This is a genomic window from Paenibacillus terrae (assembly GCF_000943545.1).
Lineage (GTDB): Bacteria > Bacillota > Bacilli > Paenibacillales > Paenibacillaceae > Paenibacillus > Paenibacillus terrae_A.
On the sequence record NZ_JTHP01000037.1, the window covers coordinates 32,738 to 54,146 of the forward strand.

At 48.9% G+C, this 21,409-nt stretch carries 15 protein-coding genes; 1 reads left to right on the forward strand and 14 read right to left on the reverse strand.

Going from position 1 to position 21,409, the window contains the following annotated elements; all coding sequences use genetic code 11:
- Positions 1-110: 110 nt before the first annotated feature.
- The 9 genes from kdgT to QD47_RS30075 form a co-directional block, all read right to left on the reverse strand.
- The gene (gene kdgT, locus QD47_RS17575; protein ID WP_044647348.1) at positions 111-1,112 is read right to left on the reverse strand and encodes a 2-keto-3-deoxygluconate transporter; all 1,002 of its coding nucleotides are present in this window, start codon (positions 1,110-1,112) and stop codon (positions 111-113) included.
- 48 nt (positions 1,113-1,160) lie between these two features.
- Positions 1,161-2,168 (reverse strand): tripartite tricarboxylate transporter substrate binding protein, encoded by a 1,008-nt coding sequence (locus QD47_RS17580; protein ID WP_044647349.1) that lies wholly within the window; start codon positions 2,166-2,168, stop codon positions 1,161-1,163.
- A gap of 130 nt (positions 2,169-2,298) precedes the next feature.
- A complete protein-coding gene (locus tag QD47_RS17585) occupies positions 2,299-4,719 on the reverse strand; it encodes an AraC family transcriptional regulator (protein ID WP_082067220.1) in 2,421 nt (806 codons plus the stop codon).
- A 349-nt stretch (positions 4,720-5,068) separates the two neighbouring features.
- Positions 5,069-6,733, reverse strand: a complete 1,665-nt coding sequence (locus tag QD47_RS17590; RefSeq protein WP_044647350.1) for a methyl-accepting chemotaxis protein — start codon at positions 6,731-6,733, stop codon at positions 5,069-5,071.
- A gap of 28 nt (positions 6,734-6,761) precedes the next feature.
- Entirely contained in the window at positions 6,762-7,766 is a 1,005-nt protein-coding gene (locus tag QD47_RS17595) for a BMP family lipoprotein (RefSeq protein ID WP_044647351.1), read from the reverse strand.
- A 229-nt stretch (positions 7,767-7,995) separates the two neighbouring features.
- Positions 7,996-8,586, reverse strand: a complete 591-nt coding sequence (locus QD47_RS17600) for a restriction endonuclease (RefSeq protein WP_044647352.1) — start codon at positions 8,584-8,586, stop codon at positions 7,996-7,998.
- 161 nt (positions 8,587-8,747) lie between these two features.
- A complete protein-coding gene (gene aspA / locus QD47_RS17605) occupies positions 8,748-10,157 on the reverse strand; it encodes an aspartate ammonia-lyase (protein WP_025685648.1) in 1,410 nt (469 codons plus the stop codon).
- Between the two features lie 198 nt (positions 10,158-10,355).
- Complete coding sequence (locus QD47_RS17610) at positions 10,356-10,886, reverse strand: GNAT family N-acetyltransferase (protein ID WP_044647353.1); 531 nt, start codon at positions 10,884-10,886, stop codon at positions 10,356-10,358.
- A gap of 188 nt (positions 10,887-11,074) precedes the next feature.
- Positions 11,075-14,428 carry an S-layer homology domain-containing protein gene (locus tag QD47_RS30075; protein WP_052646788.1) on the reverse strand — a complete coding sequence of 1,118 codons (3,354 nt, stop codon included), beginning with the start codon at positions 14,426-14,428 and terminating at the stop codon, positions 11,075-11,077.
- A 185-nt stretch (positions 14,429-14,613) separates the two neighbouring features.
- Here QD47_RS30075 and QD47_RS17620 point away from each other — a divergent pair, with 185 nt between their 5' ends.
- Positions 14,614-15,777 carry an aminotransferase A gene (locus QD47_RS17620; protein WP_044647354.1) on the forward strand — a complete coding sequence of 388 codons (1,164 nt, stop codon included), beginning with the start codon at positions 14,614-14,616 and terminating at the stop codon, positions 15,775-15,777.
- Positions 15,778-16,297: 520 nt separating this feature from the next.
- Here QD47_RS17620 and QD47_RS17625 read toward each other — a convergent pair.
- The 5 genes from QD47_RS17625 to QD47_RS17645 form a co-directional block, all read right to left on the reverse strand.
- Positions 16,298-17,371 (reverse strand): ABC transporter substrate-binding protein, encoded by a 1,074-nt coding sequence (locus tag QD47_RS17625; RefSeq protein WP_044647355.1) that lies wholly within the window; start codon positions 17,369-17,371, stop codon positions 16,298-16,300.
- A complete protein-coding gene (locus QD47_RS17630; protein WP_044647356.1) occupies positions 17,368-18,189 on the reverse strand; it encodes an ABC transporter permease in 822 nt (273 codons plus the stop codon). Before QD47_RS17630 ends, QD47_RS17625 begins: the two co-directional genes overlap by 4 nt.
- Entirely contained in the window at positions 18,179-18,991 is an 813-nt protein-coding gene (locus tag QD47_RS17635; protein ID WP_044647357.1) for an ABC transporter permease, read from the reverse strand. The genes QD47_RS17630 and QD47_RS17635 overlap by 11 nt, the downstream gene beginning before the upstream one ends.
- Entirely contained in the window at positions 18,981-20,090 is a 1,110-nt protein-coding gene (locus QD47_RS17640) for an ABC transporter ATP-binding protein (protein WP_044647358.1), read from the reverse strand. The genes QD47_RS17635 and QD47_RS17640 overlap by 11 nt, the downstream gene beginning before the upstream one ends.
- Before the next feature lie 74 nt (positions 20,091-20,164).
- Positions 20,165-21,301 carry an N-acetyldiaminopimelate deacetylase gene (locus tag QD47_RS17645; protein ID WP_044647359.1) on the reverse strand — a complete coding sequence of 379 codons (1,137 nt, stop codon included), beginning with the start codon at positions 21,299-21,301 and terminating at the stop codon, positions 20,165-20,167.
- Positions 21,302-21,409: the final 108 nt, after the last annotated feature.

Sequence of the window (21,409 nt, forward strand, 5' to 3'; positions counted from 1 at the left end):
CATATGTATGTTTGCAGTAGCGTTTTAGGACAAGTTTGTGATGTTAGGATATGAGACGTATCTGCAAAAGCATTTCCCGGGTAATGGAGAGACTAAAGATCATCCGAGCTTTATTTAGGCACATTGGCACCTGGGTTTACAGGCCCCGCTCCCTTGGATTTTTCCTTATGTTTCATATATTTGGCCCAGTAAGCCGTGAGAATAGGTACCAAAATAGAGGTAACGATGACCGAAGCAGCGACCAATGCTGTTGCTGATTGTGCTACTGGCAGAAATTCTGGCTTTATATTGGCCACAATGACAGGATTCGCTACCGCTGCACCTGCCGTGCTGGAGGCTGCGATTCCCGCAGTGCCGTTGCCACCGCCGATATATTTGTCTGCCAGGATGAGCGGAATACCTGTAATGATAATAACGAAAATACCTAATATTATTCCGAGCAAGCCTGTTTGGGCAATGACACTCAGGTCGATGGAACAACCCAGTGCAAAACCGAAGAAGGGAATAAGGGCATGCGTGGCGTTACCAAAATATTTACGGAAATCGTGATCCAGATTCCCCAGCATGAACCCGACCAGAAACGGCAATACCGCTCCCACAAACGTCTGCGGCTCAAAAACGGCCAATCCCGTACTGCCCAAAATGAGCATGGTCACTAACGGACCGGATTCCAGGGACATCAGTACGAATGCCCCCGCCTCTTCCTTGGAACCATATTGCTGCATAATGGAGGCGTATAGCCCACCATTCGTCATATCCATGGAGGAAATCAGCGCCAATACCGACAGTCCGGCAAAAAGACCGCTTTCCACGCCACCGACGGGCAGCAGTTTAGACGCAATGATCGCCACCACCCAAGCGACTGCAATTTTAGTCAATACGAGTGTACCTGATTTACGCAATACGGTACCTGTAGCTCGTACATCAATCGAAGCACCCATACAAAAAAACCACACCGCCAAAATCGGTACCGTCCCAGTCATTAGCCCCTTAGTGAACGATCCAAAGTAGTCCCCGGCCCAAGGCATAAAAGTATGAACCAATGCGCCTATAAACAGCGGCACCAGCATAATGCCCCCTGGAATTTTATCAATGTTTTGTTTGATTTTCATAACTTCATTCAACCCTTTCGTTTTTGCCAGTGCAAAAACAAGGCCGTTTTACTTGCGGCTCAAGCCAAGTTCGGGAATCAGTCTTGCGAAAGTGTCATGGCTTTCCTTCAACTGTCGTGCGAATGCTTCTGCATCCTTAACACGTAGCCCCAATCCATGCCTACGCATTTCTTCCCTGAATTCCTCCTCTTTCGTCCCCTTGATCAGTGCGTCCGCCAGGGTTTGAGCAATCTCATCCGGCGTATCCTTGGGCACAGCCAGCCCTCTCCAAGTCCCAATAAAATGTACACGCAGCCCAGTAGCCTGCTGTAATGTCGGCACATTTGGAAACGCTTCCGAAATGGTGTCTGCCTGTATCGCCAGTATGCGCAGCTTCCCTTGGTCCACATCCTTTTTCACTTCCGCAGGACTGACCGGCACAGCATCCACGAAGCCGCTCATCAACGATGAAACGGCTGGCCCTGCTCCCTCATAAGGGATATGGGTAAAGCGGACTCCGCTTTTTTGCTCCAGCATCGCAGCAGCAAGGTGCCAGATGCTCCCTGTGCCTGCATTGCCCATTTTCAGCTTGCCGGGATGAGCATGAGCGTCCTCCAGAAATGCTTCGGCCGTCGTCCAGGGCGCATCCGCTCTAACCGTGATGGCAGAAGGGTCCATATTGGTTTGGACCAGCGGTTTAAAGCGCTCATAGGTGAGGGGCAGCAGTCCCAGATGTGGCAGTGTGGTCAGCTCCGCAACCAGATACGTTACAGTGTAACCGTCCGCCTGCGCCTCAGCCCCTTCCATCAGCCCGACCGAACCGCCTCCACCCGTCCGGTTAACGACGATGATCGGCTGACCGAGATGCTTTTCGGCGGCTTTCGCCAATGCTCTTGCCGTGATATCCGTCCCGCCACCCGCCGCATAAGGAACGACGAGGGTAATAGGCTTCACAGGAAATGCACCACTGTGGTCATGCAAGGCGTGTTGATCCACATATTCACTGATACTCAAGGCAGAAAGAAAAGCCACTCCCGCCGCAACCAGCACATATTTTTGCCATGGCTTGTTCTTCATTACGTTTCCTCTTTTCCGAAAAATGAACTGGGCCAGTCACGCACCCGTTTTCACCCCCAGACGTTTTCAGCCATGATTTTTGCGTTTACATGAAGTCAATGTACCGCAACGCGGGGGCTACAGCTATCGCTTAATCTTCGAATTTATCTTCCAAATTCCCAAAATGTCGACCTTTTGGCGGATCTGCATATCCATTGGAACATCTGTTGATTTCCCTAAATTTCCCAGGAGTCACTTGTTTATGTTTGCGGAATACACGGATAAAGCTATTTTCATTCCGGTATCCGACCTGATCTGCAATCTCTGCAATTTTCAGATGTGTTTCACACAGTAAAGCGCACGCTTTTTTCACTCGCAAACCAGTCAAGTAGTCGTATACGGTGCTGCCTGTCTCTTCCTTGAACATACTGCTCACTGATGACACGCTCATATGGACCTGATCTGCAATTTCCTGAAGCCCGATATTTAAATGCAAATGATGTTCCATGTAATCCATCATCTCCTGTACACGTACAAACTCCTTGGACTGTCTGTGTCCAGCAAGCTTTTCCCCGATATCAGCCACAATCGAAAACAATTGCTTCTCCATATCTGGAAGATCAAGCGTCAGAATCTGATTCCAGTGGTAATCGACCAGCTGATCCGGCGGCGTCACACTATGAGTCATGCACCATTTCAGCAATTCCTCCATCAACTCATGTACAGACAAGTACACCTGCATCGGGGAGGTCCTGTGAAGACGAAGTTCTTCTCCCCATTGACTGATCAGCTTTATACTTGCTCCGGCTTCCTGTGACTCTATGGCACGAATGATTTCCACATTCCGGTTTCCAGCCGCTGATGAGACGTGAGCGCCCTCCCCCATGCTGTCCGTACTCATATGCGAACGTCCATATCCCTCATACAAACGCAGACCAAGGGCTTCTCTCCCTTTTACAAAAGACTGACGTGCCTCATAGATATCCGAGAAAATATGACCAATTCCTATAGAGATAGTCAGGGGAAGATGCTCACCCACAACCTGAATCAGCCTGTCTGCGCTTTTGCGGAGCAGAACACTTTCTTTGGCATCGACATCGGTATCAGCTCCAGTCCTAGTTGTAGCTCCATCTTCACCCTCACTGAATTGTAATAGTACAACAAAGCCGCTTTGCTCATCTGGTGCGCTTACCGCCTTCCAGTGAGGTTCAAGCCATTCCAGCAAAATATTGTTCAGCGCATATTTGAGCAGCATTTTATCCTCCTCTGGAAAGCTTGCTGCCCAAGTAGAATACCGATCAATCGACACGATCATCACAGCCAAAGAGCTGCCGTCCCAATCGGAAAAATACTGCTCCCATTTCATACGCATTTCCTGTATGCCCATTCTACGCTGGATGACATCTTCAATATATTTGGAACGTAGCTCCGGTAAACTTCGCTCCACCACCAGTGATTTGCGATGGAACTCCACAACCAGCTTGCCAATGACCGGCTCCAGATCATACAATCCACCTTGACGCGTTCCTTTGTAGCCTGAATTCAGCAGGCTATTAATTCTTTTCATAGGGCGAAACGCCGCATAATTGTAATAGTAGACCGCTGAGCAACCCGCCAGTATAGAAATAAAGGCCAACCACAACATCATGTTGCGCGCCAGCTTGACATGCTTCAGCAGCTTGTCCATAGGAACAAGTGATACCAAACGCCAGCCCGTCACATCGGAAAAAGTCTGGTTCGCCATATACTCCATCCCCCCTACCTCCACATAAGCATAGGGGCTCACATCCAATTCTTTCAAAACCCTGTCCATTTCGTTTAAGGGCACTGAAGATTTTAACTTGGGATAGATCAGTTCGCCCTCCAGATCGTACACATATTGCGAGTTGGATAAATGAATATACAGCTTGGAGAAAAAGCGGTCGTAATCCAAATCGACCAGCACCGCACCGATGACCTGCCCATCCTTTACCACGGGTCTTGCCAGCGAAAGCAGTTCTACCGTTCCATTTTCATGATTCGTGCCGTACCATCTTCGCTTAATCAGTAATGGCTTCCTTTGAATGTCCCGAATCCAGGGAACCCAAGTCGTATCCGGCGCTTGGTCCCAATCGGGCAAGTAGCCGTATTCACTGGATACGAGAGCATGATTTTCAAAAGAAATAACTTCAGCCGAATGAATCTCTTCATGCGAAGAAAGGGCTTTCAAGTATTTTTGAAGCCGTTCTATGACGGAAGCGTTGTTTGATAGCGATTTTTCATCCGTTTGCAAACGTGCAAATGCCTCAACATCCCGGGAATAGGCCGCATCCAGCGCCTTATTATCGGACTCACGAAATGCCCTATTAGTCACATCCAGATTAATTTGCAGCAGTTCTATGTTTGGTGTGTTTAATTCAGTATCCAAACCCTTGCGGTATCCCGAATACGATAGCAAGCCGATCACACTAATAATGAGTGATACGCTTAGTGTGAGCAGCAGAATCAGCCTTGTCTGTTTATTTTTCAGGATTAATCGAAGCTTTAATCGTAGCATTCCCGTAACTTCATCCTTCCGGACTTCGTTTTCCATGATCTCTTGCCAACAACGTATGGGCTAACATATACTCCCTAAATCTATTTGACGTAAGATGTGGAATTCCCTGCCTATAACTCTACAAAGAACAATAAATAATTTACTATTATTGTAAAAAGACGATTTTAAAAAAAGAAAAAGCTTCCCTCCATGAGGTAAGGCTTCTTCTTCGGGTTTATCCTACATTCATTGTTCAGCATTTTGCATCATTCGATTCCTAACGCTCGAAAGTACAATAGATAGATGAACTAAACCGCTTCGATCTATATATTGCTGATTTGAAATCGCTCTTGGGATTGTTGCAAAATGCTCTGTTTAGCCAATAAATGTGTTGGTTTCGTGTTGCTTAGCCTGTTTTTTCCACCTGAAAACGATCCAGCTCTCGTTGCATCTCCTCACGAATCTGACGAAGCTCCTTCACCTTCTCAGCCGATTCCTCAAAGGAACGCTTCTGCTCCACCGTGGAGGCGGTAATCTCTTCGCTGCCTGCGGCGGATTGCTGGGTAATCGCGCTGATGTTCTCAATAGCTTGCTGTACCTGTATGCTCAGTTCCCGAGATACATTCATATCCGCTGACAGTTTGCTGACTTGGCTGGCAATTTGCTGTACTTTACCGCTAATCTCAGTGAACGATTCCCCGGTAGACGACGTTGCCTTCTCCTGTTCACGGAACAGCTCCTGACTTTGCGCCACAGAGGTCTTTACCTTGTTCATAGCCTGCGTAATGCCCTCGACAGCGGTATAAATTTGCTTCACAGCCGACTCCGATTGATTCGCCAGCTTTTTCACTTCATTGGCAACAACAGCAAAGCCTTTTCCAGCCTCACCCGCGCGCGCAGCCTCAATTGAAGCATTCAAGGACAGCAGCGACGTCTGACTGGCAATCTCGGATACATAGCCGGTCATGGTTGTAATCTCGGCTGCATTGGACTCCAGCTCCATGACCGTCTGCTCCACCTCGGACATCGCTGAACGATTTTCCGCTACAATGCGTAGCTGATCGCTCATCACACGTGTACCTTGCTCAATGACACGCAATGCATCTTCGCTATATGTAGAGGACTGCTTGGTCTCCAACAAATTCGCTTCAAACTTCTGCTGCATCTCATCCACAACGCCAACGGTGGTCGACAGATCCTCGGCAATCTTTTGACTACCAATCGCCAGTTCCTCTGTTGAGGTGCTAACTTGCGTCACGATTTCCTTCATGGCCTCATTATGCTGGTCAATATCCCGAGCCATCAGATCAACACGATTCCCCGACTGGTCAATAGAGACCACAATGTTACGCAAGTTCCCGATCATGAACCGGAACGATTCGTTGAGCTCGTCCAGCTCATCACGTCCCTTCGTTTGCATGAGCTGCACCGTCAAATTCCCATCGGCAATTTGCTTCGCGGCATCCGTCAACTTGCGGGTTCTGAGGGCAAGTTGCCTGGATGTATATGTATTATATAGCCCCACCGCCACCAGAAGCAGAACAGCGCCTACCAAGGCCAATTGCCAAGTAAAGCGGATACTCTTGGTCAATTCCTCTGTATATTCGTCATAACGCGCTTTCGTTAGAATATCCAGCATGAACACATCGTTCTGGATACCCTGTACACGCATCGCATTACGTTTGGATTCAGGGCTGCTTCCCGTGCTCATCGCTTTATCCGTTGCAACCTTCAATTCGCTGAATTTTGTTTTAACGGTATTCAGGCGTTTTTGCTGCACTTCGGTCTGCATCATGCCTTGCGAAAGCAAAGTGATCGTTTTTTCCGCCTGACCCAGTTGGTTTTGCACATCCGTTTTATTGCTCTCTGTCATGGAAGAAGAGTAGTTTTGCAGCGCCTGTCCTGACTGAATCAAATAAGCATTGAGCTGCTGTACATTCAGCATAGCTGGAACGAGACTACTGCTTTGCGAGTTGATACGGATCAATTGAAAAATAATATAGGCCACTAAAGCCAGGCATGCGATCAGGGAAACCATCGCGTTAAGCACCAGTTTACCTTGCAGTTTCATCAGGAATCATCCTCCGTTTTACGAAAATTTATTGGGTGGGCACAGTAAGACTGCCGGACTTGACCTTTTCCTTCAAGTCATCCAGCAGCTTTTGCTGATCCGGGTTCAATGTCAAAACACGAATAGGCGCCAAACCGATGCCTTCTTTCGCAAGACCGAACACCATATTCTGGTCCGTAAATTTTCTTTGATGATCTGCAAAGCTTTTGACTGCTGTATAAATGGCGATATCCACATTTTTAATCATCGAGGTCACTACTGCTTTTTCCGCAATGAAAAACTGGTCGCTGTCGACCCCGATTGCGAACTTTTCCTGCTTTTGTACCTCCTGTAACGCACCTACACCTGTAAGACCCGCCGCCGCATAGATCACATCAATTTGATCCTGATTGATCATATCGCGTGCAATCTCCGTGCCCAGCTCTGGCTTGCCGAAATCTCCCGCATACGTAGCAGTAACCTGTGCATCAGGCTTAACGGAGCGAACCCCTTCCCGATATCCGGCCTCAAACTTTTTCAACAGCGGAGACTCCACTCCCCCGATAAAGCCTACCTGATCGGTACGGCTCGCCATTCCTGCAACGACCCCTGCCAAAAAGCTGCCCTCTTCTTCTTTAAAAGTAATGGAAGCCACATTCGGTAAATCTGATTTTTCATCTACAATTACAAATTTAAGATCCGGATATTTTTTCGCAACGGTTTCCAAACTTTCTTTCACCATGTACCCCAGCCCGATAATCAAATCGGATTTTTCTTGAACAAGCTGTTCAAAAGCAGCATCATATGTTTTGGTCTCGGAAATTTCCCGATATTCAAAAACGATTTTCCCCTCGTCCCGTGCCTTGACCAAACCCCGAAAAGCCGCGTCGCTATAAGACTGATCACCCAGACCAATATCTGACAGTACAATTCCTACCTTAATCGGTTGCGCCTTGGTTTGTACTGCTGGCTGTCCACATGCACCCAGCAGTAAAGCAAAAATAGTGACAATGGGAACCCACCTCAATGTTAATAACTGAACCTGTTTCTTCATGACATATCACCTCAGCATAATTTGCAAATCCCCAACATCTTTATATCGGTTATAAAGTCATTTTTTTTCATAAGATTTTCTGTAAATTCATTGTAAATAAAGAATTATAATTTGTTTATATTTACCATCTTATATATAGAGTCTCTTATACGTGCAGGCATCATGTTAAAAATAAAAGGGACTGAACTACCAGGCTTCATCTCGTCGCCTGGTAATTCAGTCTCTTTTATCATTTGCTTCTGCTCCATTTGGAGGCAATCACGTCGGCTTTACTTTCTATTAGATCCATGACCTCCTCACGGCGTTTAGCCTTGAACAAATCAATCATGTCCACCAAGTCGTTGCGGTCCAATAGCTTAACTCCGTTGACAGAAGCGAGTGTTTTACAGGATTCCGTGTAGCGCCCGGAAGTGATGACGACAGACTTGTCAGCCGCATAATAACGCATGGAGGTATAAATTTCCTGCACTGCACCCAAACCAACCGGATTTTGTACAGCATAACGCTTGGCCTGAATCACAACTCTGACACCTTCACGGTCTGTAAACACCAGATCCGCTCCAAAATCCCGGCTACTGGTCGTTTTGTAGATGTCCTTATAGCCGAGCGCAGATAACAACCGTTGCAGATAAAGCTCAAATTCCGAGCCATCCTCCATGCGGTCTATATCCTGAATCCCGATTTTTCGCGGGTCCAGATCACGTAAAATCCGATTTCTGCGCCGACGTATCAGTCCTCTGATGATGAGTACAAGTAACAGTAGTAGTATAATGAATCCTATTCCTAATTCCTTATATGCCGATAATTGCTCCAGCAGCATTCCTCTTCCCCTTTTCTACAATAGGCGTGCAGCGGTGTATTCCTTAGCAGGGCATTCCACATCTCACGCTGACACCGTGTTACACAAGGACAGCCCCGCCGGATTCGACGGGGCTATCTTCATTTTGCCTCAAAGCTGCCTGCATTCTAAACTCCGCACTATTATTCCCTATTCAGCAGCGACTCTCCGGCAATACCCGGCTGAGTCATTTGATACGGGTCCAAAATAATGTCCAGCTCTTCCTCAGTCAGTACATTATACAACAGACACAACTCGCGTACCGATTTGCCAGTTGTAATCGCCTCACGGGCGATGCGTGATACGACCTCATATCCGAGGTGGGGATTGAGTGCAGTAATAATACCTACACTGTTTTCGACATATTCACGGCACCGCTCCACGTTCGCTTCAATTCCGTCCACACAATGAATGCGGAAGACATGAAAGCCCTGCTTCATAATTTCCAGCGATTGCAGCAGGTTGTAGACAAGCACAGGCTCCATCACATTCAACTCTAGCTGACCAGACTCGGAAGCCAGACAGATCGTATGATCATTTCCAATGACCTGAAAAGCAATCTGGTTGATGACCTCACACATTACCGGATTTACTTTACCCGGCATAATAGATGAACCCGGCTGACGGGCGGGCAGGCTCAGCTCTCCGAGACCAGCACGCGGCCCTGAGGCCATCAGGCGGATGTCATTTGCCACTTTGGACATGTTCATCATGCAAATTTTTAACGCAGCAGACACTTCCGTATAGGCATCTGTGTTTTGAGTGGCATCGACGAGATTTTCGTCAGCCTCCACAGGGAAACCACTTACTTCCGCCAGCACCTCGGCGACACGCTGAATATAACGGCGATCCGCGTTCAAGCCGGTGCCTACCGCAGTTGCGCCCATATTGACCGTCAGCAAATGCAGCTTCGTGGCACGGACACGTCCGATATCACGACCCAACACACGCGCATAAGCCTGAAACTCCTGTCCCAGCCGGATCGGTACTGCATCCTGCAAGTGGGTTCGGCCCATTTTAATCACACTGTCAAACTCTTTCGCCTTACGGGAAAACGCCTCCTGAAGCTCACTCATGGTGACCAACAGCTTGTCAATCATACTTAGAACAGCCAGATGGACAGCCGTTGGAAAAGCGTCGTTTGTCGATTGTGCCATGTTGACATGGTTGTTGGGACTGATCTCCTGATAATCTCCACGCTGCTTGCCGATTAGCTCCAGCGCCCGGTTCGCAATTACTTCATTTGTATTCATATTAATGGACGTGCCTGCGCCGCCCTGAATCGGATCGACGATGAAATGGTCGTGCAACTGCCCTTGAATAACCTCGTCAGCTGCCTGAATAATGGCCTCCGCCTTAGGACGATGCAAGCGGGTCAGCTCCATGTTTACCGTTGCTGCTGCCTTTTTGACGATCGCCATGGCTTTAATCAGCTCAGGATGAAGCCGTTGGCCGGTAATTGGAAAATTCTCTTTTGCCCTCAGTGTTTGTACACCGTAATAGGCGTCTGACGGCACTTCCTTGGTACCTAGAAAATCATGCTCCAGCCTCATATTCTTCGATTCCTCCGCTATATATACTACGATCTTCAATCTGGACCGCCGAATTGGCATAAAGAGAACCTTTAGACGGTCTCCATTTCATTATACGTTCCCATTCCCTTGCTTTTCCAGTCGAATAGCGGAAAAAGCATATTAAATCGTATAACAAGCTATTATTACCTGTATATAACACAGTTATTCGCCAAATACTCAGTAACGGCTCAGGTACGGATTTAGTGGTTTGTAATAAAATCGGGTAGCGTGCAGGTGACCGTCAGCCGATTGGGCATACCCTGGAATCACGCCTGCTTCTACAAATCCGATAGATTCATATAGCTTATTGGAAGGATCGCCTACCCGCGTATCCAGCACCAGTAGCGTTCTGCTCTGACGTAGCGCCTCCTCTTCCGCAGCCTGCATCAGTTGACGCGCAATCCCAAGCCTGCGCCCGGACGGATCCACCATAAGCTTCGCAATTTCCGCACGATGAGCGGCGTTGGCCTTAGTAGCCAGATGAAGCTGCACAGTCCCTACAGGCACGCCGTCCTTCTCCGCAATCCACAGGACTACACCGTCCTGAAGGACGCTATTCCAATAAGCTGCTGCTTCCTGATAAGCCAATGGCGGTAAAAATCCTATGGAGGCACCGTCCGCTACTACGTCGATCAACAACCGGGTCAGCGTATCCGTCAGTGCATCGTTCAGAGCTTGAACGGGATAGACTGCTATTTCATTAGACATGGTGATTCCTCCCCGGTGATATTTGATAACAATAAAGAGCAAACCATCCTTTAAGGATCGCTTACTTTCCACGGTGTTACTTTAATTTCTGTATGTCTAGCTTTTGCTATATTCCCCTGCTACTTCTCCAACAAAAGATAACTTAACTACCGCAGAAAGTCAATCAATCTAACATTCCAATCATCATACTACTGTTCCCAATTCAACTTATCCAGAGTTCGAGATAATACAGCCGCTGCTTCTGCCCTCGTCACCGATGCAGTTGGAGCAAAACGGCCTTTCCCGTCTCCCTTCATAATGCCCACGCTGGACAAAGTATTGACAGCCGGAGCTGCCCATGTAGAAATGGCTTGTGCATCCGATAATGACGCTGAGGCACTTCCTGCCGCTGTATCTTCCGCAGTCCCGGCGAAGCGCAGGGCTCGCTCTACAATCACAGCCAGCTCCTCCCTCGATACCGGAGCATCAGGTCTGAAGCTGTCATCTGCATAGCCATTGATCAGTCCAGCAGCGGCTGCGGTACGCACCGAATCCGCATACCACAATTCCGATTGCACATCGTCAAAGCCCTTCACCATGCGATCTGAATGCTCCAGTCCAAGCATACGAACCAGCATCGCAGCCAACTCCGAGCGTTGTACCTGACCATTCGGCTCAAAGCGTACGTTCGATAAGCCCATCTCACCAGTCTCATTCGCGGTGGACGCTGATTGATTTGCCCCTGCCACAATCAGACGCGTAGCCAAGTGTGTAATGTCCTGCTGCGCCCAATGACCGGAAATATCGCTGAACGAAATGCTTACATTAGTTCCCCCGCCATCCAGCACGACATAGGTTCCACCCGAACGTCCATACACAGTCAGTTCCTCACCAGAAGCGGTAAACGGAACCGGATGATAGGACAACTGTCCGGTTTGGTTGGTGGATACCTTCACTACAGCAAGTTGGCTCATATCTACCGTTGCGGGAGCACGTAGCAGATAACGTTCATACCCTTTACCGGAATTATCGCTACCTGCCAACGACTGCTTGCGTCCATCTTCGCTTCGTAACTCCGCCACAACATCAACAGCTCGCACCAGCTTGCGCCCTGCCGGAATATCTGTGCGTTTAGCCAATCCTTCGTTCGGCGTAACCGTAAAGCTCAAGGAAATCTGTTGTACAGGCACCTGCCAGGTGTCAGCCAGCTTTTGAACAGACAAACGACCTGTTACTACTTCATAGCCTCCCTGTGGCGTTTCTACTCGCAGGGTGTGAATACGGTCATTCAAAACAGCACCCAAAGCATCTCCGTTTAGATTCACTTCGAATAGCTTAGCATCCGCCTGCTCCCCTGCACGGACTACGAGCGTACCATTCGCCCCGTTCCGAATCGCATTTAGTATGTCAGCGGCTGGTACCTGTGCAACTGCTCTTTTCAGTCCGTTTTGCTCTGTTACTATGGACTTGGCTTGCACCACATTAACGCCTGACGAACCGTTACCATTCTGCCCGCTATTCGCAGTCTCACCCTGTCCGTTATTCGTCGTTCCACTATTGTTCCCGGTGTTGCTGCTGCCATTGCTCTCCTGCTGATCATCGTCATCATCTTTATTCCGACCACTCTCGCCATCTGTTGGCGGTTCCACTGTTTGGCGTGGCAAGCCAATTTGAGCAACCAATGGATCATGATCACTTACCCGCCCGTCCGCGGCGCTAAAATCCGCATTGATATGAACAATATCCAGCACGGATGATTCACTTATGGACGGACTGACCAACAAATGATCCAGTGTTTGCGAATTCCCCTCATAAATATACGAATACCGCTCCTTCTCATCCAGCCTATCTACCAGATTCGTCAATTCCTGTCCCCGGACCAAAGCGAGCGTTTCGGAAAATTGAAAATCATTTAAATCTCCCAATATGACGATATTCGCCTGATGGTTTTGAGCCAGTACCGACTTCACAAAACCATTCACAATCGTTGCAATCTTCGACCGCTGTATTTCGCTGCTTCGTACGGGTGGCTGAATCCCTCCGAATGGCGCCAGATCGCCCCCTTTGGAATTAAAATGGTTCGCGATCACAATCACCTGCTGACCGTCAAACTCAAATTCAGCGGCCAACGGCTTGCGTGAGTATTCAAATGCCGCATTCAGCGGATCAATACGACCGGGATTGAGAGAAAGCCCCTGCTCTCCATAGGTCACCGATGTAACCGAATCTCCCCTCGACTTATCCGTCAGCGTGACACGTTGCGGATTGTAGAGAAATCCGACCCGAATATTGCCACCGGGAGCGCCGCCATCCTTATTATTTTCAGGTGCTATATCTGTAAAAGCATACTCCGGCCCCCCATGAGCACGAATCGCCTCAATCAGCACCCGAAAGCTTTCTGAAGCATCTGTGGTGCCGTCATCCTTCTCACCGTTATTGTCCTGAACCTCCAACAGCCCTACGATATCCGGGTGATTCAAATTCACGGCGATGGCCTGTCCGAGCTGTTCAATCCGTTTTCCGTCACCGGGATCGAAATTTTCCACGTTAAAGGAAGCGACCGTCAGCTTACGATCATCCTTCACCAGACGTGTGTTGGCTGGCTGGAGACCCCCTGACACAATATCCGGCAGACGCTCAGGCAACAGCTTGAAATTACTAAAGCTGTAGCTCACAATTCCCGTGATGGGACCCGCAAAACGATCTCCTGTTTTCAACGGAACCGCAGGCTTGGCGTCGATTAAAATCCGCTGCGGATTCAGACTTTCTTCGGTCAGCAACAAGCCGCCTGCTTCGGTCAATACCTCGCCTGTGTTCGCCCCGTTATCAATCCTGACCGGGATTTCATAACCATAAGGGCCGATGACTCGTGCATCCTTCAACTCTACGCGCATGGCCTCCAGACTTTCGAAAAAGTCCAATCCATCCTCCTGCGGATCGAACACCATCATTCCGTCATTATCCACAACAGATGTCGGCATCACACGCCCCTCTTTTCCAAGCAAAATCGGAGACGGCAGTGGACAGTCCTTGGCAACCACCGAAACCGAAGAAGCTACAATTTCCGTGGTCGTCAGGTCTACCGGCTTGCTGGCATAGGTTCTTTCCGTATATTCCTTCACCGAGCCGCTGACCCATACCTCATCCCCAACCTGCACACCGCTGCCAGGCTTGTACACTAAAATGGCCTCGGATGTTTTTTCATCCTGATCCACCTTATCGTCCGCCTCCTGGATAAAGAAGCTGCTTCCCTTCACCATTGTCACTATTCCTTCAACATCCGTTACCTTTTGCCCCTCATAAGGTGAACGATGAGCCGCTCCTTGTATTTCATGGATACGGAGCTTACCCGGCACATAGACATCTGCATATACACTTGCCCCCACAGTCTCGGGTGATGATTGCACCTCCGTTTCTACTATAGGCGCTGGTTCTGCTGAAGCTTTTCCATCGGACAGTAGCCCCGGATCTTCACCCGACAGCACCAGTGCCGCACTGAGCCATGCGATCCCAAACCTTTTTAATTTCCTGGGTAACGTTACTGCTATGTATTCTTGTTTCATTAAAAGACGCGCTCCTCCCAATTTTAGCTATGATCACGCTTACAATATATATTCCATGTTTAAACATACCATAAAATAGTCAAACCAGTACCTGAATTATGTAAAATGAATGGATCCTGCCGTAGCATAATCTGATCAAATTATTGTAAACTTGTTCTAATACAGAAAAAGGTGGCACATACGCTATGGAGCACTTGCTTAACGATCAGGTTAAAAACATTCAAATCAGCGGCATCCGCAAGATTGCCAATAAAGTGGCCGCATTGCCCGGAACCCTATCCTTAACGATTGGGCAGCCGGATTTCCCTACCCCTCCGCATATTATGGAAGCCGCCCACCAGGCGATTAACGAAGGACGCACGTCCTATACGCCAAATCCGGGACTGCCCGAACTGCGGGAAGCGGCAGCAGCGTTTGTAGCCCATAAATACGGACTGAATTACCGTGGACAGGATGAGGTTATCGTAACGAACGGAGCCAGCGAAGCGCTGGACATTGCCCTGCGCACCATTTTGTCACCCGGTGACGAGGTCATTTTGCCTGTGCCCATCTACCCCGGATACGAGCCATTGATCCGCTTGTCAGGTGGGGTGCCAGTGCTGGCTGACACCCGCAATAGCGGTTTTAAGCTAACTGCTGAGGTGCTGGAGCCTTATTTGACCGAACGGACGAAAGCCGTCATCCTCGGATATCCTTCGAACCCAACCGGACGAGTGATGAGCCGCGAAGAGCTGGAAGCCGTTGCGGATTTGCTGAGAGACCGTGATCTGTTTATCATTTCAGATGAGATATACAGCGAACTGATTTACGATGCGTCACACGTGTCTATCGCTGCCCTTCCAGGCATGCAAGAGCGCACCATCGTCATCAACGGCTTATCCAAATCGCACTCCATGACGGGCTGGCGTATTGGTTTTACGCTTGCACCTGCTGCAATTACACAGCATATGGTTAAGGTTCATCAGTACAATGTGACCTGTGCCAGCTCGATCAGCCAATATGCAGCGCTGGAAGCCTTGACCGTCGGTGTCGACGATGCACTTCCGATGCGCGAGGAATACCGCAAGCGCCGTGACTATGTACATGGAAGGCTAACCGACATGGGCATTCCACTTGAAAAGCCTGAGGGAGCCTTTTATCTATTCCCTTCCATCGCCCATTTTGGCTTAAGCTCGATGGATTTCACCCTGAAGCTACTGGAAGAACATGGGGTGGCTGTCGTGCCCGGAGATGCCTTTTCCTCCTATGGCGAAGGATACATTCGGTTGTCCTATGCTTATGGACAGAATGTGCTGGAGCAGGGGTTGGATAAAATAGAAAGGTTTGTTAGAGGAATTGTGGGGAGTTAAGGTGGGGGGAGGCGCTACGCGGTCCATTTGATCTTCCGATCGCTGTTGCTGAGGGATTCTTGGATTGTATAAAACATTTATAGGTAAGAATCCCTCAGCAAAGGCGAACGCTACCGCTTCTTCAGATTCAAATGGCCCGCTTCGCTCACTGCCCACCTTAAAGTCACCGAATTCCTTTGAGCATGTGGGGCGCAGGGGAAAAGAACAATACTCACCGCTTTGCGCGGTGAGTAAACATAAAACAAGCCCTTGAACCACCTGTACAGGTAGTTCAAGGGCTTGTTCGTTCTCCCACTACTCCCTCACCATCGGCGTGGGGAGTCACCGTACTAGCTTTAAGCACGGCGCAGCGGAGGGGGCGGAATGGTGCTGGACAAGCGAAGCGTTCGCCTTTAAATTCCAATTTTCACCTTTATACTTCAAATCAAAAAAATCGGAATTTAACAGCGATGGGAAGCACCATCCGCCTCCGCAGCGACCTTTAAAACTCAAACCTGAATCCACGCGCCCCGCCACTCTTCTATTTTAAATGCATTTTGAATTGCAGGAACAATTCATTGTAATGAGCCAGCATCCGCTTGCCGAGGTTGTCGTAGACCTCCAGCTTATCTGTAATCTCAGATGGTGGATAGAAGCGCTCGTCACCGGATATATCCTCTGGCAACAGCTTCTTTCCATCCTCGTTAGGTGTGGAATAGCCTACAAATTCGGCATTTTGGGCGGCTACATCGGGCTGCATCATGAAATTGATAAACTTATGGGCCGCGTCCACATGGGTGGCGGTTTTCGGAATAACCATGTTATCAAACCACAGGTTGGAGCCTTCATCCGGCACGATGTAATCCAGCTTGTCGTTCTCATCCATGATTTCGGACGCATCGCCGGACCACACAACCCCGGCAGCAGCCTCCTCGTTTGCCAGCAGCATTTTAATCTCGTCACCGACAACGGCCTTGACATTGGGCGCTAATTTCTCCAGCTTCGCTAAAGCCCGCTGCAAATGCGCCTCATTCGTATCGTTCAAGGAATAGTGGAGACTGTTCAGCGACATACCCACGACTTCCCTCGCACCATCGACTAGCAGGAGGTTGTTACGCAGCTTTGGATTCCACAGACCATCCCAGCTATGAAAATCAATGCCCTTCGTTAGCTCCGGGTTAAACACAATGCCGACCGTACCCCAAAAATACGGCACAGAGTATTGGTTTTTCGGGTCAAACGAAAGGTTCAGAAAATGATCATCCACATGCTTCAAATTCGGCAGCTTGCTGTGATCCAAAGGGAGCAACAGGTGCTCCTGCTTCATTTTAGCCAGAGCATATTCCGAAGGAACCGCTACATCAAACGATGTTCCTCCCTGCTCAATTTTCGTCAGCATCGCCTCATTGGAGTCGAACGTCTGATAAATGACGGTAATCCCCGTCTCCTTCTGGAACCTTGCCAGTAGATCAGGGTCGATATAGTCTCCCCAGTTGTAGACCGTCAGCGTATTGCCACCGGAATAGCCCTGACTGGAATTGAGCCATGCCGCCACCCCCATCAGACCGAACGAAATGATAAAAATCGACAAAAACACGCGCACAAGCGACTTCATCTAGGTACCCCCATTTCCGCCGCAGGCTCCTTTTTCCCATTCCGGTTCGCCTTGCGCATAATAAAGTAGTAACCCACCACCAATAGCACGGTAAACAGGAAAATGAGCGTGGACAGCGCATTAATGGACAGGGAAACCCCTTGGCGGGCACGCGAGTAAATTTCCACCGATAAGGTCGAATAGCCGCTGCCTGTCACAAAAAAGGTCACCGCAAAATCGTCCAGCGAGTACGTTAACGCCATAAAGAAGCCCGCGTAAATCCCCGGCTTGATAAAAGGTAAAATCACCTTGGTCAGCACATCCATCCGGCTGGCACCCAAATCCCGGGCCGCATCCACCAGCGATGGACTCATTTCCTGAAGCCGCGGCAAAATCATAATGACCGCAATCGGCACACTAAATGCAATATGGGACAGCAACACCGAGTAAAAACCCAGCTTGATCCCCACCATCGTGAACAAAATGAGGAAGGATGCGCCAATAATGACGTCCGGGTTCACGATCAGCACATTGTTGAGCGACAACAGTGTATTTTTAACCCGACGGTTCTGCATCTGGTGAATAGCCAACGCTCCCATGATGCCAATAATCGTGGCCAACGCAGATGATAGCAACGCAATGACCAAAGTATTAATGACAATAATAATCAGCCGAGTGTCTGCAAACACCTCTTTATAGTATTGGAGCGTAAAACCTTCAAACTCGTGCATCGTTCCGCCACTGTTGAAGGAATAGTACATCAAGTACAAAATGGGTGCATACAACACAAGAAAGACGAGCACCAAATAAATATTCCCGAACCGGTTTTTATTTGCCATGCCGCACCCTCCGTTTCGTTCCCGAGGTAATCAGCATAATGATTGCCATCGCCAAAATCAGGAACACCGCAACCGTAGAGCCCATACCCCAATCCTGTGTGACCAGAAAATGCTGCTCAATCGCCGTTCCCAATGTAATGACGCGGTTGCCCGCAATCAGACGAGTAATCATAAACAGCGACAGCGCCGGGATGAATACCGCCATACACCCGGATCGCACACCTGATAGCGTTAATGGGAAAATGACCCGGCGAAACGCCGTCCACTTGGAAGCGCCCAGATCACGCGCGGCGTCCAGCAGTGAAGGATTCAACCCTTCCAGCGCATTATAGATGGGCAAAATCATAAACGGCACAAAAATATAAACCGATACAAACACAAAGCTGGAGCTGGTAAACAATAATTGCTGACCTCCCAATCCGACCAAGCCCAACACAGCATTCACCGGACCATAAGTACCAAAAATCCCGATAAAAGCATACGTTTTAAGCAATAGGTTAATCCATGTCGGCAAAATAATGAGCAACAGCCACAGTTGCTTATGCTTGGTTCGGGTCAGCAAATACGCCGCCGGATAAGCCACTAACAGCGAGAATACCGTAATCAACAGCGCATACCAAAACGAGCTCAGCGTCATGCTCAAATAGACAGGGGTCAGAAATTGGGCATAGTTGCTGAACGTGAAATGACCGTCTACATCAAATAGCGAATAGTAAAACACAAGCACGACCGGGGCTGCTACGAACAGCACAATCCATAAATAGTAAGGCAGCAGATACGCTGCTCTCGTATTACCGGACATGCTGCTCCACCTCTTCATAGGCCTCCAGACGCCGATCAAATTCTTCCTCTGTTTCCCCGAACCGCATCACGTGGATCGCTTCCGGGTCAAAATGGAGGCCGATTTCACTGCCCAACTCCGCCTTTTTGGTAGAATGCACCAGCCACTCCTGACCGGAATCATCATAGCAGCTAATCTCATAGTGAACACCGCGGAACAACTGGGTATCCACCTTTACTCGCAGTTTGCCCTCTGTAACGGTTGTAATCTCCAAATCCTCGGGTCGAATCACAATTTCAATCGGTTCATTCGGGCGTAATCCTCCATCGACACATTCAAACTGCCGACCGTTAAACTCCACCTGATAATCCGCGATCATGCGTCCTGGCACAATATTGGATTCCCCGATAAAATCCGCAACAAACCGATTGATCGGCTCATCATAAATATCATTTGGCGTACCGCTTTGCTCGATCTTTCCTTTATTCATAACAAAAATTTCGTCCGACATCGCCAGCGCTTCCTCCTGATCATGCGTAACGAAAATAAAGGTGATTCCAAGACGCTGCTGCATTTCACGCAAAATGTACTGCATTTCTGTCCGCAGCTTTAAATCCAGTGCAGACAGCGGCTCATCCAGCAGCAGAACGTCCGGCTCATTGACAATGGCCCGTGCAATGGCAACACGCTGGCGTTGCCCTCCGGACATTTCAGAAATTTCCCGTTCGTCGTAGCCCTCCAGATTGACAAAGGACAATGCCTGCGCAACCTTCTCCTGAATGGCCTTTTTGTTCATCTTTTTGATCCGTAGTCCGAAAGCCACATTTTCAAACACATTCAGATGTGGAAATAAGGCATAGTCCTGAAAAACCGTATTGACCTGCCGTTCATTGGCTGGAACACGATTAATCAGCTTGTCATTCAAATAAATCGAGCCTTCCGTCGGCTCTGCAAAACCCGCAATCATACGCAAAATTGTCGTTTTACCGCAGCCGGAGGGCCCCAGCAGCGTATAGAATTTACCACGTTCAATCTCAAAGCTGACATCAGCCAGCACCGGTGGATCGTTGTCATATTGCTTGGTCACCCGTTCGAATCGGATGATGGTTTGCTCTCCCATAACACCCTCCCTCAACATTTGACTTCATTCCATTTCATTCACTTCATTAAACCTATTTATTCAGACTATATCATTTAACCTTGGGATTTCCATGTGAAATAGTCTGTCAGCACACGAATCGCCACCCCAATGGCTTCCTCCGCAGGCTCCAGCTTGGCATGGTGCAGACCATAAGGCGTATCAACGCCAAGCCAGAACATTAGACCCGGAATCCGCTCCAGAAAATATCCGAAGTCCTCTCCGGTCATCGCTTCACCGCACTCAATGAGCTGTACATCCTGCCGTTCACGGACCCAGTTCATAAATTCCTCTGTCACCTTGGCCTCATTGAACACTTGTAAATAATTCGAGCCATAATGAATTTCTGCATGGCATTCAAACCCAGCTTCAACACCGCGCACCAGCGCTTCAATCCGTGATTTAACCAGTGTCATCGTATCGGCGGATAACGTGCGAATGGTACCCTCCAAACGGGCTGTTTCAGCAATAATGTTCTGCTTCGTACCGCCGCTGACCTTGCCAATCGTAATGACTGCTGAATCCAGCGGGTTCACATTACGTGCTACAACCGTTTGCAATTGTCCAACCAACTGACAGGCCGCCACCACCATATCATTAGCTTTGTGCGGATATGCCGCATGCCCGCCTGTACCCTTTAGATCAATAAACAGCTCTGATGTATTCGCAAACAAAATACCAGGGCGAGTTGCAATCGTACCCACCGGATATTCCGGTGCAACATGCAGCGCAACAATTTCATCCGGGAGCCAGTCTGTCAGCTCACTGCTGTCCCGCATCGGCAATGCTCCGCCCGGTCCTTCCTCGGCGGGTTGAAATATCACAACCAGATCGTCCTTGATCGGGTGGTTTGCAAAGTGAGAAACAATCCCCAATCCAATCGTCATATGTAAATCATGACCGCAAGCATGCATGTAGCCAGGATGGGTCGAACGGAAATCATAGCCCGTCTCTTCCACAATTGGCAAACCATCCATATCGCAGCGATATCCATATCGACGTGCAGGAGCCGTTCCATGAATCAACACCAGTACGCCAGTACGCCATGTACGAATTTCCAAATGCTCCTGAGGGAGCGTTACCAAATAATTCAGCAGATACTGCTGCGTTTTAAATTCCTCAAAGCCAGGCTCGGGGATTTGATGCAAATCCCTTCGTATTTGAACAAAAGAACGATAATCGACCGTGCTCATTCCGCTAATCCGCCTCCTTTACCTAACTCATCAGGTTTATCAGACAAAAGAACAAAAGGACAAAAGCCCGGCGCAGCCGCCGAGCCTTGTCCGTTGTGCTTCGTCCCT